At 62.0% G+C, this 12903-nt stretch carries 17 protein-coding genes and 1 riboswitch; of the genes, 8 read left to right on the forward strand and 9 right to left on the reverse strand.

The window, feature by feature from the left end; translation table 11 throughout:
* Positions 1-135: 135 nt before the first annotated feature.
* The 5 genes from tolA to ydfG all read right to left on the reverse strand — a co-directional run bounded on the left by tolA (position 136) and on the right by ydfG (position 3708).
* Positions 136-1128 carry a cell envelope integrity protein TolA gene (gene tolA / locus BM438_RS36205; RefSeq protein ID WP_093644675.1) on the reverse strand — a complete coding sequence of 331 codons (993 nt, stop codon included), beginning with the start codon at positions 1126-1128 and terminating at the stop codon, positions 136-138.
* Positions 1125-1568, reverse strand: a complete 444-nt coding sequence (gene tolR, locus BM438_RS36210) for a protein TolR (RefSeq protein ID WP_093644677.1) — start codon at positions 1566-1568, stop codon at positions 1125-1127. The genes tolA and tolR overlap by 4 nt, the downstream gene beginning before the upstream one ends.
* A gap of 10 nt (positions 1569-1578) precedes the next feature.
* On the reverse strand, positions 1579-2256 hold the full coding sequence (gene tolQ / locus BM438_RS36215; RefSeq protein ID WP_012431821.1) for a protein TolQ: 678 nt from the start codon (positions 2254-2256) through the stop codon (positions 1579-1581).
* Between the two features lie 155 nt (positions 2257-2411).
* A complete protein-coding gene (gene ybgC, locus BM438_RS36220) occupies positions 2412-2891 on the reverse strand; it encodes a tol-pal system-associated acyl-CoA thioesterase (protein WP_093644679.1) in 480 nt (159 codons plus the stop codon).
* Between the two features lie 70 nt (positions 2892-2961).
* Positions 2962-3708 carry a bifunctional NADP-dependent 3-hydroxy acid dehydrogenase/3-hydroxypropionate dehydrogenase YdfG gene (gene ydfG / locus BM438_RS36225; RefSeq protein ID WP_093644681.1) on the reverse strand — a complete coding sequence of 249 codons (747 nt, stop codon included), beginning with the start codon at positions 3706-3708 and terminating at the stop codon, positions 2962-2964.
* 238 nt (positions 3709-3946) lie between these two features.
* Positions 3947-4055, forward strand: a riboswitch (ZMP/ZTP riboswitch).
* Positions 4056-4221: 166 nt separating this feature from the next.
* Here ydfG and glyA point away from each other — a divergent pair.
* The 7 genes from glyA (at position 4222) to BM438_RS36265 (ending at position 9005) form a co-directional block, all read left to right on the forward strand.
* Entirely contained in the window at positions 4222-5469 is a 1248-nt protein-coding gene (gene glyA, locus BM438_RS36235) for a serine hydroxymethyltransferase (RefSeq protein ID WP_093644683.1), read from the forward strand.
* A 6-nt stretch (positions 5470-5475) separates the two neighbouring features.
* On the forward strand, positions 5476-5958 hold the full coding sequence (gene nrdR / locus BM438_RS36240) for a transcriptional regulator NrdR (RefSeq protein ID WP_027799387.1): 483 nt from the start codon (positions 5476-5478) through the stop codon (positions 5956-5958).
* 199 nt (positions 5959-6157) lie between these two features.
* Positions 6158-6724: a GspH/FimT family pseudopilin gene (locus BM438_RS36245; RefSeq protein ID WP_408374389.1), complete on the forward strand. Its 567-nt coding sequence runs from the start codon at positions 6158-6160 to the stop codon at positions 6722-6724.
* A 23-nt stretch (positions 6725-6747) separates the two neighbouring features.
* The gene (locus BM438_RS36250; RefSeq protein WP_093644735.1) at positions 6748-7179 is read left to right on the forward strand and encodes a type IV pilus modification PilV family protein; all 432 of its coding nucleotides are present in this window, start codon (positions 6748-6750) and stop codon (positions 7177-7179) included.
* The gene (locus tag BM438_RS36255; RefSeq protein ID WP_093644685.1) at positions 7176-7985 is read left to right on the forward strand and encodes a PilW family protein; all 810 of its coding nucleotides are present in this window, start codon (positions 7176-7178) and stop codon (positions 7983-7985) included. Before BM438_RS36250 ends, BM438_RS36255 begins: the two co-directional genes overlap by 4 nt.
* A gap of 131 nt (positions 7986-8116) precedes the next feature.
* Positions 8117-8563: a pilus assembly PilX family protein gene (locus BM438_RS36260; RefSeq protein WP_093644737.1), complete on the forward strand. Its 447-nt coding sequence runs from the start codon at positions 8117-8119 to the stop codon at positions 8561-8563.
* Between the two features lie 10 nt (positions 8564-8573).
* Complete coding sequence (locus BM438_RS36265) at positions 8574-9005, forward strand: type IV pilin protein (RefSeq protein ID WP_093644687.1); 432 nt, start codon at positions 8574-8576, stop codon at positions 9003-9005.
* A 122-nt stretch (positions 9006-9127) separates the two neighbouring features.
* On the opposite strand, the gene BM438_RS36270 is transcribed toward BM438_RS36265, so the two are convergent.
* The 3 genes from BM438_RS36270 to BM438_RS36280 form a co-directional block, all read right to left on the reverse strand.
* On the reverse strand, positions 9128-9607 hold the full coding sequence (locus tag BM438_RS36270; protein WP_093644689.1) for a DUF3318 domain-containing protein: 480 nt from the start codon (positions 9605-9607) through the stop codon (positions 9128-9130).
* A gap of 129 nt (positions 9608-9736) precedes the next feature.
* A complete protein-coding gene (locus BM438_RS36275; protein WP_093644691.1) occupies positions 9737-10123 on the reverse strand; it encodes a phage holin family protein in 387 nt (128 codons plus the stop codon).
* Between the two features lie 140 nt (positions 10124-10263).
* On the reverse strand, positions 10264-10566 hold the full coding sequence (locus tag BM438_RS36280) for an ElaB/YgaM/YqjD family protein (protein WP_028198798.1): 303 nt from the start codon (positions 10564-10566) through the stop codon (positions 10264-10266).
* A gap of 340 nt (positions 10567-10906) precedes the next feature.
* On the opposite strand from BM438_RS36280, the gene BM438_RS36285 reads away from it, so the two are divergent.
* Entirely contained in the window at positions 10907-11545 is a 639-nt protein-coding gene (locus tag BM438_RS36285) for a peroxiredoxin (protein WP_093644693.1), read from the forward strand.
* A 153-nt stretch (positions 11546-11698) separates the two neighbouring features.
* Here the strand turns inward: BM438_RS36285 and BM438_RS36290 are convergent, their stop codons facing one another.
* On the reverse strand, positions 11699-12889 hold the full coding sequence (locus BM438_RS36290) for an acyl-CoA dehydrogenase (protein ID WP_093644695.1): 1191 nt from the start codon (positions 12887-12889) through the stop codon (positions 11699-11701).
* Between the last annotated feature and the right edge of the window lie 14 nt (positions 12890-12903).

Consider the following 12903-nt stretch of genomic DNA (forward strand, 5'->3'; position numbering starts at 1 on the left):
AATGGTTTCCCCAAAAACGGTTTTACTAACACTTCATGACAGCAGAGAGACCCGAAAACAACTAATTCGTTCCCGGCCACGCCGCGCTGGGCGGGGCGCGGCGTCTGCTGTCAACTGACTGTCAAACTGTTGCAATCAACCTGCTGGGCGCAACGTAATCTTGAAGCTGGTCGGCGTCTTCCCGTCGATGTCCTGAGGCATCGGATTGGAACGCTGGACGGCCCGCAGTGCCGCATCGTCCCACGCCGAGTTACCGCTGCTGTGCGCGATCTGCGCGTCCAGCAGCGTGCCTGTCGGCGAGCAGCGCACGGAGATGACTGTCTCCAGACCTTCCGTTTCGCCACCCCACGAGATGTTCGGACGCACCACACGGCGCACCTTGTCCGCGTAACCCGGCGATGTCGCCGTGCCACCCGAGCCGCTACCCGTGCCGCTCTTCGCAAGTCCATTGCCGGTCGAGCCAGGAGCGCCCGCCGAACCTTGCATCTGGGCCAGCCGCGCACGACGTTCCGCGTCCAGCTTCTTGGCTTGTGCCGCTGCATCGGCCTGAGCCTTGGCCTTCGCCGCTTTCTGCGCATCAGCCTTCTTCTGCGCCTCAGCGTCGGCCTGTTTCTGCTGTTCCTGTTGCTGCTTTTGCTGATCGGCCAATTGCTGTTGTTTCAGCTTGTCGGCCTGCTGCTGTTGCTGTTGTTGCAACTGTTTCTGCTTGGCAGCCGCTGCTTTTTGCGCAGCCTGATCGGCCGCCAGTTGCTGCTGGCGCTTCGCCTCGGCCTCCTGCTGGGCCTGCAGTTTCTGCTGACGCAGTTGCTCGGCCAGTTGCGCCTGACGGGCCGCTTCCTGCTGCTGGCGTTTCTTTTCCTGCAGCGCGATGTCGGCCTGTTCGTCCGGCAGCGGCGGGGCAGGGGCAACCGGCACAGGCGGCGGTGGGGGCGGGCGCGGAATAGCCGAATCCGGCACCTCGGTCCACAGTTCTGCTTCCGCGCCTTCAGGCGTGCTGTTCTGCCATTGAATGCCGTGATACAGGAAGAACCCGAGCAGCGCGTGCATCACCAGGGCGAACACAAAGGCTCGCCAGGTGCCGCGTTCACGCGGCGGCTGAAGCGGGTATTCGGAATTCTTGCGGATCATTGTGATTTGACGAGCAATCCAACGCGCTTGACACCCTGAGCCTTCAACTCGGACATCACGTTCATCACGACTTCGTACTTCACGGTCTTGTCGGCGGCGATCACGACAGGTTGGTCAGGGTGCGATTGCGCACGGTCGGCGATAAAGCCGTGCAGATCGGCCTTGGTCATGTCTTCCTGCTGCTGCGCGCCCGCGTCGTCCTTGTATTTGACGCTCATATTGCCGTCTGCGCGAATATTGACGATCACCGGCGGGGTCTGCTGCTGAGGCGCGGAGCCGCCGACGGTCGGCAGATTGACGATCGACGGGGCGACGAGCGGCGCGGTCACCATGAAGATCACGAGTAGCACGAGCATCACGTCGATGTACGGCACGACATTGATGTCGGCCATCGCGCGGCGCTGACGGGAGCCGCGCATGCTGGAGGAAGAGCCTGCCATCGTGGACTCCTTACTGTGCCTGACGCTGCAAAATGTTCGAGAACTCTTCGATGAAGGTCTCGAAGCGGATCGCCAGACGGTCGATGTCGTGTGCGTAGCGGTTGTAGGCGACCACGGCCGGAATCGCCGCGAACAGGCCGATTGCGGTAGCGGTCAGCGCTTCGGCAATGCCTGGAGCTACGTTCGCAAGCGTAGCCTGCTGCACGTTGGCGAGGCCGCGGAACGCATTCATGATCCCCCACACCGTGCCGAACAGACCGATATACGGGCTGACCGAGCCGACCGACGCGAGAAATGCCAGATTTGCCTCGAGCACGTCCATTTCACGCTGGAACGCGGCGCGCATGGCGCGGCGTGCGCCATCGAGAATCGCGCCCGAATCGTTCAAGCGCTTTTCCTTGCCCTTCAGGAATTCGCGCATGCCGGACTCGAAAATCCGCTCCAGTGCGCCGATCGTGTGGCGGTTGTTCGCGGCGCTCTGATAGAGCGCCTGCAGGTCGCCGCCCGACCAGAAATCGCGTTCGAAGCGTTCAGTTTGCGCGCGCGCCCGGCGGATCGCAAACCACTTGCGGAAGATGAAAGTCCACGACAACAGCGACAGCAGAAGCAGCAGCGCCATGACGGCCTGCGCCAGCAGGCTCGCATTGAGTACGAGAGAAACGATCGACAGATCTTGTGTAGTGTTCATAAAGGTTCGTTTTAACGTCCCGGAAGGGGGCGTCCGGCTGCAAGGTCACTCGAAGCTTGCCGTGAGCAAAACGGAAGCATCGGCGATATTGCAAGCCGAACCATGCTTTGTGTTGCTTGATCGATACGAGTTCACTGGCCCCGTAACAACGGGGTTCAGTCGTTGTCCGTTGACATGCCACCGTCGTTCACGCCCGGCCCACGCCGCAAAGCCGCGAGAACCGGCGGAGGAATCGCGACCGGCCGCAGCGCAATGCGCTCGACGCAGCCGACCCGGATGGAACCGGTAGCAAGCAGCGTGCCGTCCCGCCACGCTTCCTGCGCAAAATCGACCGACGCGCGGCCAAGACGTTCGATTCGGCTCACCACTTTGACGACATCGTCGAGCCGGGCCGGTGCCCGATAGTCGACTGCGGTGCTGCGCACGATGAAAATTGCGCCCGATTCGCCGGCGAGACGGTTCTGGTCGACGCCGCACGCGCGTAGCCATTCGGTGCGCGCACGTTCGAAAAACTTCAGATAATTCGCGTAAAACACGATGCCGCCGGCGTCGGTATCTTCGTAGTACACGCGGATTGGCCACGTGAAGCCGATTTCCGTGCCGGGCTGGCTGGTCGACATATTCATGCGGCGCATTTTACCGGAACGCACACCCCGAGGTCTGTTTCAAGATGTGCGCCCCGTCTGGCGGGCCTCAGCCGGGATTTCAGCCGCGATGAACGGACAAAGCGGAGAAGGATTGGGCCACCGGCATCAGCTCGATCGTGTTGATGTTGACGTGAGCGGGACGCGTGGCGATCCAGTAGATCGAGTCGGCGATATCTTCGGGTGTCAGCGGTTGTACGTTCTCGTACATCTTGGCCGCTTTTTCGTCGTTGCCGCGGAAACGCACGTTCGAGAACTCGGTGCCGCCGCACAGGCCCGGCTCGATGTCCGTCACGCGCAGTGCCGTGCCGGCCAGATCGGCCCGCAGATTCAGGCTGAACTGGCGCACGAACGCCTTGGTTGCGCCGTACACGTTGCCGCCCGCGTAAGGCCAACTGCCGGCCGCCGAGCCCAGATTGAAAATGTGCCCGCGGTTGCGCTCCACCATGCCGGGCAGGAGCGCATGCGTGACCTGCACGAGGCCTGTGCAGTTGGTCTCGATCATGGTGTTCCACTCGTCCAGACTCGCTCTTTGCGCCGGTTCGATGCCGAGCGCGAGGCCGGCGTTATTGACGAGCACGTCGAGTGCGGCGAAATCGGCGGGCAGCGAGGCCGGCACGGCCTCGACGGCGGCGCGGTCGCGCACGTCGAGTTCATACGGCAGAAGGGCATCGCCGAGTTCGTCGGCGAGTGCCTGCAGGCGGTCCTTGCGGCGCGCGGTGGCGACGACACGATGGCCGCCCTTGACAAAAGCACGAGCGATAGCGGCGCCAAATCCTGCGGACGCTCCGGTGACGAACACGATCATTGCAGTTCCCTGGTTGGTAGGAGAGAAAGGCCCCAAGCCTACTTCCAATGCGGCGCTGCGGCAAGGATGAACCAGTCGCACGAGTGGCTGCGGCAATGACGCGGAGCGGCTTCCGGGCGCGCTTTCATCAGACGTTTGTGTGCCGCTCGCAGCGGCGCCAGGACCGGCTTCGCGAGCATCCGCGGGCCCGGCAGGAAGCCGGTTGCCTATTCGATCCTCTTCCAATAAACTAACGCGCTCATCCCTGCGTGACTGGCGATAGAACCGATTCGAGCAATCGGGTTCAAGGTGGAGCAACCCACCGTGAAGCGCAGGGAGCCGTTTTGCCGTTCGCCTGGGCAGCCGTGATCCGCGCGCATTGATCTGCGCTGACGGTGGCTGTCCTGCCTCGCGTGTGCGGCGACTCTCCATCCGCCACGTCAGGGCTGGCCCAGCCGCCAGCAGCGCTGCGTACCCTCTACGCAAGATTCGGCGCACGATCCGGTCAACCTGCACACACTCAACGGAATCCGTATGTTTGATAGAGCCCAAAGCACCATCGCCAACGTCGATCCTGAACTCTGGAAGGTCATCGAGCAGGAAAACCGCCGTCAGGAAGAGCACATCGAACTGATCGCGTCGGAAAACTACACGAGTCCGGCCGTGATGGCTGCGCAAGGCTCGCAACTCACCAACAAGTACGCCGAAGGGTATCCGGGCAAGCGTTACTACGGCGGTTGCGAGTTCGTGGACGTCGCCGAGCAGCTGGCGATCGACCGCGTTAAGCAACTGTTCGGCGCCGACGCCGCCAACGTGCAGCCGAACTCCGGTTCGCAGGCGAACCAGGGCGTGTTCTTCGCCATGCTCAAGCCGGGTGACACGATCATGGGCATGAGCCTCGCGCACGGCGGTCACCTCACGCATGGTTCGCCGGTCAACATGTCGGGCAAGTGGTTCAACGTGGTGAGCTATGGCCTCAACGAAGCCGAAGACATCGACTACGACGCTGCTGAGAAACTGGCTCAGGAACACAAGCCGAAGCTGATCGTGGCCGGCGCGTCGGCGTTTTCGCTGCGCATCGACTTTGAACGGATGTCGAAGATCGCCAAGTCGGTCGGCGCGTATTTCATGGTCGACATGGCGCACTATGCCGGCCTCGTCGCCGCTGGCGTCTACCCGAACCCGGTGCCGCACGCTGATTTCGTCACCACCACCACGCACAAGAGCCTGCGCGGCCCGCGCGGCGGCGTGATCCTGATGAAGGCCGAGTTCGAAAAGCAGATCAATTCGGCAATTTTCCCGGGCATTCAAGGTGGTCCGCTGATGCACGTGATCGCCGGTAAGGCCGTCGCGTTCAAGGAAGCGCTGTCGCCGGAGTTCAAGGCGTATCAGCAACAGGTCGTCGAGAACGCGCGCGTGCTGGCGGAAACGCTGGTCAAGCGCGGGCTGCGCATCGTCTCCGGTCGCACTGAAAGCCATGTGATGCTGGTCGACCTGCGCGCGAAGAAAATCACCGGCAAAGCAGCGGAAGCGGCGCTCGGCGCGGCACACATCACGGTCAACAAGAACGCGATTCCGAACGACCCGGAAAAGCCGTTCGTTACGAGCGGTGTGCGTCTCGGCTCGCCGGCCATGACCACGCGTGGCTTTGGCGTGAAGGAAGCGGAGCAGGTAGGTAACCTGATCGCCGACGTGCTGGACAACCCGGAAGACGCAGCCACGATCGAACGTGTGCGCGCGCAAGTCGCCGAGCTGACCCAGCGCTTCCCGGTTTACCGCTAAGCCGCCATGCACTGCCCCTTCTGCCGTCACGCCGATACGCAAGTTGTGGATTCCCGCGTATCCGAAGACGGCGCGACGATTCGCCGGCGCCGCCGCTGCCCGGCCTGCGACAAACGTTTCACGACGTATGAGCGGGTTGAGCTGGCGTTGCCGTCGGTCGTCAAGAAGGACGGCAGCCGCACGGAATTCGATCGCCGCAAGATCGTCGCAAGCATGCAACTGGCGCTGCGTAAGCGGCCAGTGGCAGCGGACGCGATCGATGCGGCAGTCGCCCGCATCGAGTATCAACTGCTCGGCAGCGGCGAGCGCGAGGTGCGCAGCGAGCGCCTCGGCGAACTCGTGATGAACGAGTTGCGTGCGCTCGACACGATTGCCTATGTTCGTTTCGCCTCTGTCTACCGGCGCTTCGAAGACGTCTCCGAATTCGAGGACGTGATCGAGGAATTTCGCCGCGCCTCCTCTCCTCCCAAGCCGTCCCGCAAGCGCTGATTTCTGTCGCGCCTGAAGTTGCGCGCCAGGTTCTGTTTTCCGCTGCGTAGGTTCGCGCATCTGCATCTCCGCTCCCGTTATGGTTCGTCACGCGTGCATTTTTGCGCGGGATAGCGTCTGAGTGCCACCTGGCCATTCGGCCGATTGTTGACCCGCTTGCGAATCGCTAGATTGGCTGCGTGCTTTGAAACGATCAGGGATGCAGATGAAATGGGATGCAGTCTGTTTGCGGCCGCGCCGCGGCTTTACGCTTGTCGAAACACTGGCTGTTGTCGCGCTGCTGGCGATAGTCGCGGTGATGGCGACACCGTCGTTCGTTGCATGGCACCTGCGGGACCAGGTTGACGCACGTGCGAAAGCGCTTGCCTCAACGCTCGCCTATGCGCGCAGCGAGGCATTGCGCCGCGGTGCTCGCGTCACCGTATGCCGGATCGACGCGGCACGGCGTTGTCTTGCCGCAGGGCAAGCTTGTGGCAACGGCGTCACGGACTGGTCGTGTGGCTGGGCCGTATTGGCCGAACGCGGTGGCACGCTCTCACTGCTGCGCGCGCACCCTTTGCTCGCAGCAGTCAGCATCACCGGGACGCAGATAAATCTCACATTTACGCCACCGGCGGGGCAGCTGATCGGCACCTTTCGCAGCTTTGAGATCGCGCCGCGCGTGCCGTCGAAAGCGACGCAAGGCGACAAGTGGCGGCGCTGCATCCGCATCGCGGCGGGCGGGCGCGCGCGGATTGTCGAGGGCGCGTGTGGAGCGGCGTCGTGAGCCGATATCCGTCCAACTCACGGGTGCGCAACCGCGCAGCAACGCGCTCAACGAGGCATAGGGGTAGTTCGCTGATCGAAGTGATGCTGGCCGTTGCCTTGATGGCAGTGACAGCGCTCGGGTTGATCGCCGGTCAATTGTGGACTGCGCGCGAAGCCCGTGCGATGGCAATGCGCGAGCACGCAGCATGGATAGCCGATTCCGTTGTCGAAGCAATGCGCGAGCCTTCGGCAGGCGATTCTGCGATCAGGCAATGGAGCGCGCGTGCAACGGTCTTGTTGCCGCATGGTGAGGCTTCGGTAGGCGAGAGTGGCGGTGTATCTGCCGCACGCGTTACGTGGGCGACCCTGCGTGACACGCCACGCGCCGGCGATGTCATCGACAAGCCCGAGTCGTGCGGTGGGGTGGATGTTCCAGCGGGCTCCTCATGCGTTGTGCTGGCGTTCGCAAAATGACACGACGTATGGCTACCGCGCGTGGGCATACGCTCGTCGAGTTCGTGATCGCAATTGCGTTGGGGTTGGTGGTGACCGCCGGCGTGGTCGCGCTTTATACAACGCAGTGTAACGTGTTCGAGCGCGCGGGCGATGTGATGCGGATCCGCGAAGCCGGCCTGAGCGCGCTTACGCTGATGGGCCAGCAAATTCAAATGGCCGGCTTCGTGCCCGCGGACGTCGTGAAGTTCAATAGTCCACCGCCGTTGTTCGGTTGTTCTGGCGGTCGCCCGACCGGCGCGGACGACAGCGTCGCCTGCGAGGCGTTACCGGGTCGCTCGGATGGCATTGTGGTTCGTTATGTCGGGGACGCCGTTTCGACGTGGCCGTCAGCGACCGGCCAAACGACCGACTGTCTCGGCCAGGCTGTAACGAACAACAACGCGGCACTCGGCGAGCGGGGCGTATTGGTGGTCAACCGATACTTCGCGAGAGTCAGCGCGTCGACAGGTGAGCCGGAGCTTTACTGCGAAGGCAACGGAAAGGCAGGGTCCGCGCAACCCTTGGTCGAAGGCGTCGAGCGCGTGCGATTCAGGTACTGGTTGGCCGGTGGCCTGGCCGCAATAGATGCGTCGGCGGTGACGGACAGCCAATGGGCAAAGATCGTCGCGGTCGATCTATGCGTGCTCGTCCGGGGAGCGCCGCAAGGACGGCGTATGCGCTATGTAGATTGCGAAGGTGCGAGCGTGCTTGGCGCCGACATGCGGGCGCGGCAGGCTTTCTGGCGGCGGGTAGCGATACGCAATCACGCGGAGGATCTCCTGTGACGGAAAGACTTTGCAATCCAACGCACCGCCGCGCGTCGTCGAAACATTTGACGCGTCTTACCTGCACGGGTTGTCGCTCACGCGCTCTCAATAGCGGCACTGTCCTGCCGATCGTTTTGCTGATTTCCGCGATGATGTTGACCACCTCCGCGGCCTGGTTTGAGACATCGCTTGCAGCGGCGCGCGGCGCCAGCAACGTGCGTGACTATTTGCAGGCATTTCATGCCGCGGATTCGGCGCTGACCTTATGCGCCAGGAGCGTCGCCGCCGCGGCTGCTTTCGAGCCGCAACCGGTGGCATCGCTCTCACCCGGCGAGCCGACGCAATGGACACACAAAGCCGCCTTTGAAGCCGGCGCCGTCACGCCCGTCGCGCAATGGCCCGGATCGCTGCGAGCGCCGCAATGTTTGATCGAAGCGTGGCGTCTGGGCACTCGCGCCGATGCCCGAGCTTATTTGCTGACTTCGCGTGGCTTCGGCCGGACCGGAGAGTCGCAGGTGTGGTTGCAGATGGAGCTCGTGATCACAGGCGAGCAGATCGAGCGCCATTGGCGTCGCGTTGCCGCACACCCATTTTGACGGGAGGTTTATGGCGAGACCGCGTACATCCGCATTCACGCTACTGGAACTGATGATTGCGCTGGCAATAGCCGCCACGCTGCTCACGTTTGCCGTGCCCTCGTATCGGAGCCATGTCGCGAGAGCACATCGGGTCGACGCTGCGTCAGCCCTTTATCGCGCGGCGCAATTCGTCGAGGGATCGGCAAGCGATGGCCCCGCGACGTTGCCTGCGGGTCTGGATCAGGCTCCGCAGTTCGGCACACCGATCTACCGGTTGCAAGTGCTGCCGGCAAACGATGTAAACGGCGGTTATTCGGTAGAGGCCGTGCCGGCCGAAGCCGGCCCTATGCGAGACGACGCCTGCGGCACCTTCACGCTGGATGCGACAGGGCTGCGAGGCAATAGAAGCGGAACAAACGGCACAGCACCGGCAAGCGGCGAGTGCTGGAATACAAGCTAGGGACCCTTACTGCAGAACGAGGGTTGGCGAGTCGAGGCGTTCTAGTGCCTGCGAACCGTAGGGCCAAGCGACACGCTACTGCTGCAAGCCCCACGCAGGAACCGGTCGACTATCCCCGCGCTTCAGTACCCGCTATCAACCGTCTCTTTCTTGTCATCGGCAGACGCGGCGGAATCACTCTTTATCTGCTTCCAGATTCGATACGCTTCCCAGCCGGCAAGTGCAAGGCTGCCCCATTTGAGTGCGGGTTTTGCACCTGCTGCAATGGTCGCGCGCAGCGGCTTCGCCAACACCAGCGAAGCGATCGAACTGACTAGCGGATACTGTTTGAGAAGCGCGCCTATGCTCCCCGCGTTGAGGAAGCCCGCCTTCGATCCGCGGCCCACGCGCATGCCGCCGAAGCCCGGCAGAATGAATTTGAGCCAGCTGAAATGCGTGACGGCCTGCCGCAATTCGATGGTTGCCTGAGCGAGTTCCATGCGCTCGACATCCGCGCGGACCAGCAGCAGTTCCTTGCGTAGCGCTCGCAGGTGCGGCGCACTCAGATCTCTGACCTGGTGGCGTTTGTTGCGGAATGCGGTATCGGAATGGGTTTGGCTCATGGCGTGTCGGCGGCAGTGGAGGTGGGGCAGTAAAACTGTGCTGCAAATCGCTCGAGGTATTGGCGAAGTCTCTTCGACGGCGCAGGGCAGTTGACATCCGCCCATGAGCCCATTGTTATGCCTGCTGCGTCACGGTTTGCGGAACACGTCGCGGTCTTTTTCGAACTCGGCAAGCGTGGCTTCGAACACCATGGGAGCATTGCGCAAACCACTGCGTGCTTTCAGTGCACAGGCTATTCCTGCGACGGCATAAACCACCGTGATGCCGGCGAGCGCTTGCCACCGGTAGGTGTCCCAGAATGCGATGGCGACCAGCGCCGTCAATGCGATCAACGCCATCGTCGCGAGCATCATGGCCGCGAGGCCGAGGAACAGCACGCCGAGCAGACGGTCCTTTTCTTCGGCGAGTTCGATGCCGACCAACTCAAGCCGGGTTTGCAAAATGGCAAACACGGATCCGATGATACGGCGCAACGGACTATGTTCGCCGTGCTGCGATTGTGTTTCGATCGTCATGGCTCTGGGCGTTGCGCGTGAATGCTTAACGGGCGCGTAAAAACGAGCGCGCCAAAAGAAGCGGACCGGCCAGACGTGCGCCGGTCAACTCGATTCGCTGATGTGCCGGAGGCGGATTCGCCCCGGCAGCCTCACCAGTGTTACTTGCGGTTGATCAACAGCCCGAGCAATACGCCGGCGCCCGCGGCGATGCCGATGGATGCCCACGGATGCTCATGCACGTAGTCGTCGGTGGCGCGTGCGGCCTTCTTGCCTTTTTCGACCACCACGACCTGCACGTCAGCCGCCTTTTCCTTAGCCTGCTTCAGGCGCGTAAGCGCCGTTTCACGCAGTTCCGAAGCGCGCTCGCCAGTTGCGCTCGCGGCCTGTTTCAGCAAATCCTCAGCGTCCGCGAGGACGGTTTTGATATCCGACATCAATCTCTCCTTGTTGACTTCCGACATTGACAGCTCCCCTTCGTCTCACGCCACGCGTGAATCGTAACCAAAGAAACGGCTGCTGGCGAGCGCAGCGCTCGGTTCATGAACAATCGCACGAACCGTTCCTGGTTGAAGCAAGACCTAAAAACTCCACCCTTGCGGCACAGGGTTGCGAAGTTTGCATAAGATGGAGTTGATCTGTCCCGCAAAGTTTCCACTAAATCGGTGAAAATTACAAAAACGCATAAAGTAGTGACGCGATGTTGGTTAGTTGTTCACTGTCACTCCCGTATGCTGTATTTTTGCTGCGCGTCGCGAGCGAATGCTCGCGCGGAATGTCCGAATACAATCAAGGAGCTGCAATATGAGTCTACGTCTTGGCGATATCGCACCGGATTTCGAGCAGGAGTCGAGTGTCGGCCGCATCAAGTTCCACGACTGGCTGGGCGACAGTTGGGGTGTGCTGTTTTCGCACCCCGCTGACTTCACGCCGGTCTGCACGACCGAACTGGGTCTGACGGCTAACCTGGCCGGTGAATTCGAGAAGCGCAATGTGAAGACGATTGCATTGTCGGTCGACAGCGCCGAGTCGCACAAGGAATGGATCAAGGATATCAACGAGACGCAAGCCGCCAGTGTCGGCTTCCCGATTCTCGCCGACGGCGATCGCAAGGTCGCTGAGCTTTACGACATGATCCACCCGAACGCCAGTGAGACCTTCACGGTCCGATCGCTGTTCGTGATCGATCCGAAAAAGAAAGTGCGTTTGACCATTACCTACCCGGCCAGCACCGGGCGCAACTTCGACGAAGTGCTGCGCGTGATCGACTCGCTGCAACTCACCGACAGCCACTCAGTCGCAACGCCTGGCAACTGGAAGCAGGGCGACGACGTGGTGATCGTGCCGTCGTTGAAAGACGAAGAAGTCATCAAGCAGAAATTCCCGAAGGGCTACAAGGCCCTGCGCCCGTATCTGCGTCTGACACCGCAGCCGAACAAGTAAGCGGCTGACGCGTCACGAAGCGCACCGCTAGCACCAAGGCGGCGCAACAAAAAAAGGCCGGTTCAAAAGAACCGGCCTTTCCTTTTCTACTGTTCGATCTTCAACTCAGCGGCCAGCACGAAACGCCGCCATCGAAGCACTCAGCTCAGTGCCTCAGAAAAACGCCTGAATCCCCGTCTGCGCGCGCCCGAGAATCAGCGCGTGAATGTCGTGCGTACCTTCATAGGTGTTCACGACTTCCAGATTGACCAGATGACGCGCGATGCCGAACTCGTCCGAGATCCCGTTGCCGCCGAGCATGTCGCGCGCGAGCCGTGCGATGTCCAGCGCCTTGCCGCACGAATTGCGTTTCATGATCGACGTAATTTCGACGGCAGCCGTGCCTTCATCTTTCATGCGGCCGAGACGCAGCACGCCTTGCAGGCCGAGCGTGATTTCGGTTTGCATGTCGGCGAGCTTTTTCTGGATCAACTGGTTCGCGGCGAGCGGCCGGCCGAACTGTTTGCGATCCAGCACGTACTGACGCGCCGTGTGCCAGCACGCTTCCGCCGCGCCGAGCGCGCCCCAGGCAATACCGTAGCGCGCCGAGTTCAGGCAGGTGAACGGACCGCGCAAGCCACTGACTTCGGGGAAGCGGTTTTCTTCCGGCACGAACACGTCGTCGAGCACGATCTCCCCGGTGATCGACGCACGCAGACCCACCTTGCTATGGATGGTCGGCGCCGACAGCCCCTTCCACCCCTTCTCGAGAATGAAGCCGCGGATCGAATCCTTGCCGTCCTCTTCGAGCTTGGCCCACACAACGAACACGTCGGCGATCGGCGAATTGGTGATCCACATCTTCGCGCCCGACAGCAAATAGCCGCCGTCCACCTTCTTCGCCCGCGTAATCATGCTGCCCGGATCGGAGCCGTGGTTCGGTTCGGTCAGGCCGAAGCAGCCTATCCATTCGCCGGTGGCGAGCTTCGGCAGGTACTTCTGCTTTTGCGCTTCCGAGCCGAATTCGTAGATCGGGACCATAACGAGCGACGACTGCACCGACATCATCGACCGGTAGCCGGAATCGACGCGCTCCACTTCACGCGCGATCAGACCATACGCCACGTAGTTCAGACCGGGGCCGCCGTATTGCTCGGGAATCGTCGGGCCGAGCAGGCCGAGCTCGCCCATTTCGCGGAAGATCTCGATGTCGGTCTTCTCGTGACGGAACGCTTCGAGCACGCGCGGCTGCAGCTTGTCCTGCGAGTACGCGGCGGCGGCGTCGCGCACCATGCGTTCGTCTTCGGTGAGCTGCTGATCCAGCAGCAGCGGGTCTTCCCAGTGAAACTGCGCGGCCTCTGCCATGACGTATCTCCTGA

This window comes from Paraburkholderia aspalathi, assembly GCF_900116445.1.
Classification (GTDB): Bacteria; Pseudomonadota; Gammaproteobacteria; order Burkholderiales; family Burkholderiaceae; genus Paraburkholderia; species Paraburkholderia aspalathi.

Bases quoted from the DNA above. Each gene is read 5' to 3' on its own strand.
- tolA (WP_093644675.1), bottom strand. From the start codon at position 1,128: ATGATCCGCAAGAATTCCGAATACCCGCTTCAGCCGCCGCGTGAACGC.
- tolR (WP_093644677.1), bottom strand. From the start codon at position 1,568: ATGGCAGGCTCTTCCTCCAGCATGCGCGGCTCCCGTCAGCGCCGCGCG.
- tolQ (WP_012431821.1), bottom strand. From the start codon at position 2,256: ATGAACACTACACAAGATCTGTCGATCGTTTCTCTCGTACTCAATGCG.
- ybgC (WP_093644679.1), bottom strand. From the start codon at position 2,891: ATGCGCCGCATGAATATGTCGACCAGCCAGCCCGGCACGGAAATCGGC.
- ydfG (WP_093644681.1), bottom strand. From the start codon at position 3,708: ATGATCGTGTTCGTCACCGGAGCGTCCGCAGGATTTGGCGCCGCTATC.
- glyA (WP_093644683.1), top strand. From the start codon at position 4,222: ATGTTTGATAGAGCCCAAAGCACCATCGCCAACGTCGATCCTGAACTC.
- nrdR (WP_027799387.1), top strand. From the start codon at position 5,476: ATGCACTGCCCCTTCTGCCGTCACGCCGATACGCAAGTTGTGGATTCC.
- BM438_RS36245 (WP_408374389.1), top strand. From the start codon at position 6,158: ATGCAGATGAAATGGGATGCAGTCTGTTTGCGGCCGCGCCGCGGCTTT.
- BM438_RS36255 (WP_093644685.1), top strand. From the start codon at position 7,176: ATGACACGACGTATGGCTACCGCGCGTGGGCATACGCTCGTCGAGTTC.
- BM438_RS36260 (WP_093644737.1), top strand. From the start codon at position 8,117: ATGATGTTGACCACCTCCGCGGCCTGGTTTGAGACATCGCTTGCAGCG.
- BM438_RS36265 (WP_093644687.1), top strand. From the start codon at position 8,574: ATGGCGAGACCGCGTACATCCGCATTCACGCTACTGGAACTGATGATT.
- BM438_RS36270 (WP_093644689.1), bottom strand. From the start codon at position 9,607: ATGAGCCAAACCCATTCCGATACCGCATTCCGCAACAAACGCCACCAG.
- BM438_RS36275 (WP_093644691.1), bottom strand. From the start codon at position 10,123: ATGACGATCGAAACACAATCGCAGCACGGCGAACATAGTCCGTTGCGC.
- BM438_RS36280 (WP_028198798.1), bottom strand. From the start codon at position 10,566: ATGTCGGAAGTCAACAAGGAGAGATTGATGTCGGATATCAAAACCGTC.
- BM438_RS36285 (WP_093644693.1), top strand. From the start codon at position 10,907: ATGAGTCTACGTCTTGGCGATATCGCACCGGATTTCGAGCAGGAGTCG.
- BM438_RS36290 (WP_093644695.1), bottom strand. From the start codon at position 12,889: ATGGCAGAGGCCGCGCAGTTTCACTGGGAAGACCCGCTGCTGCTGGAT.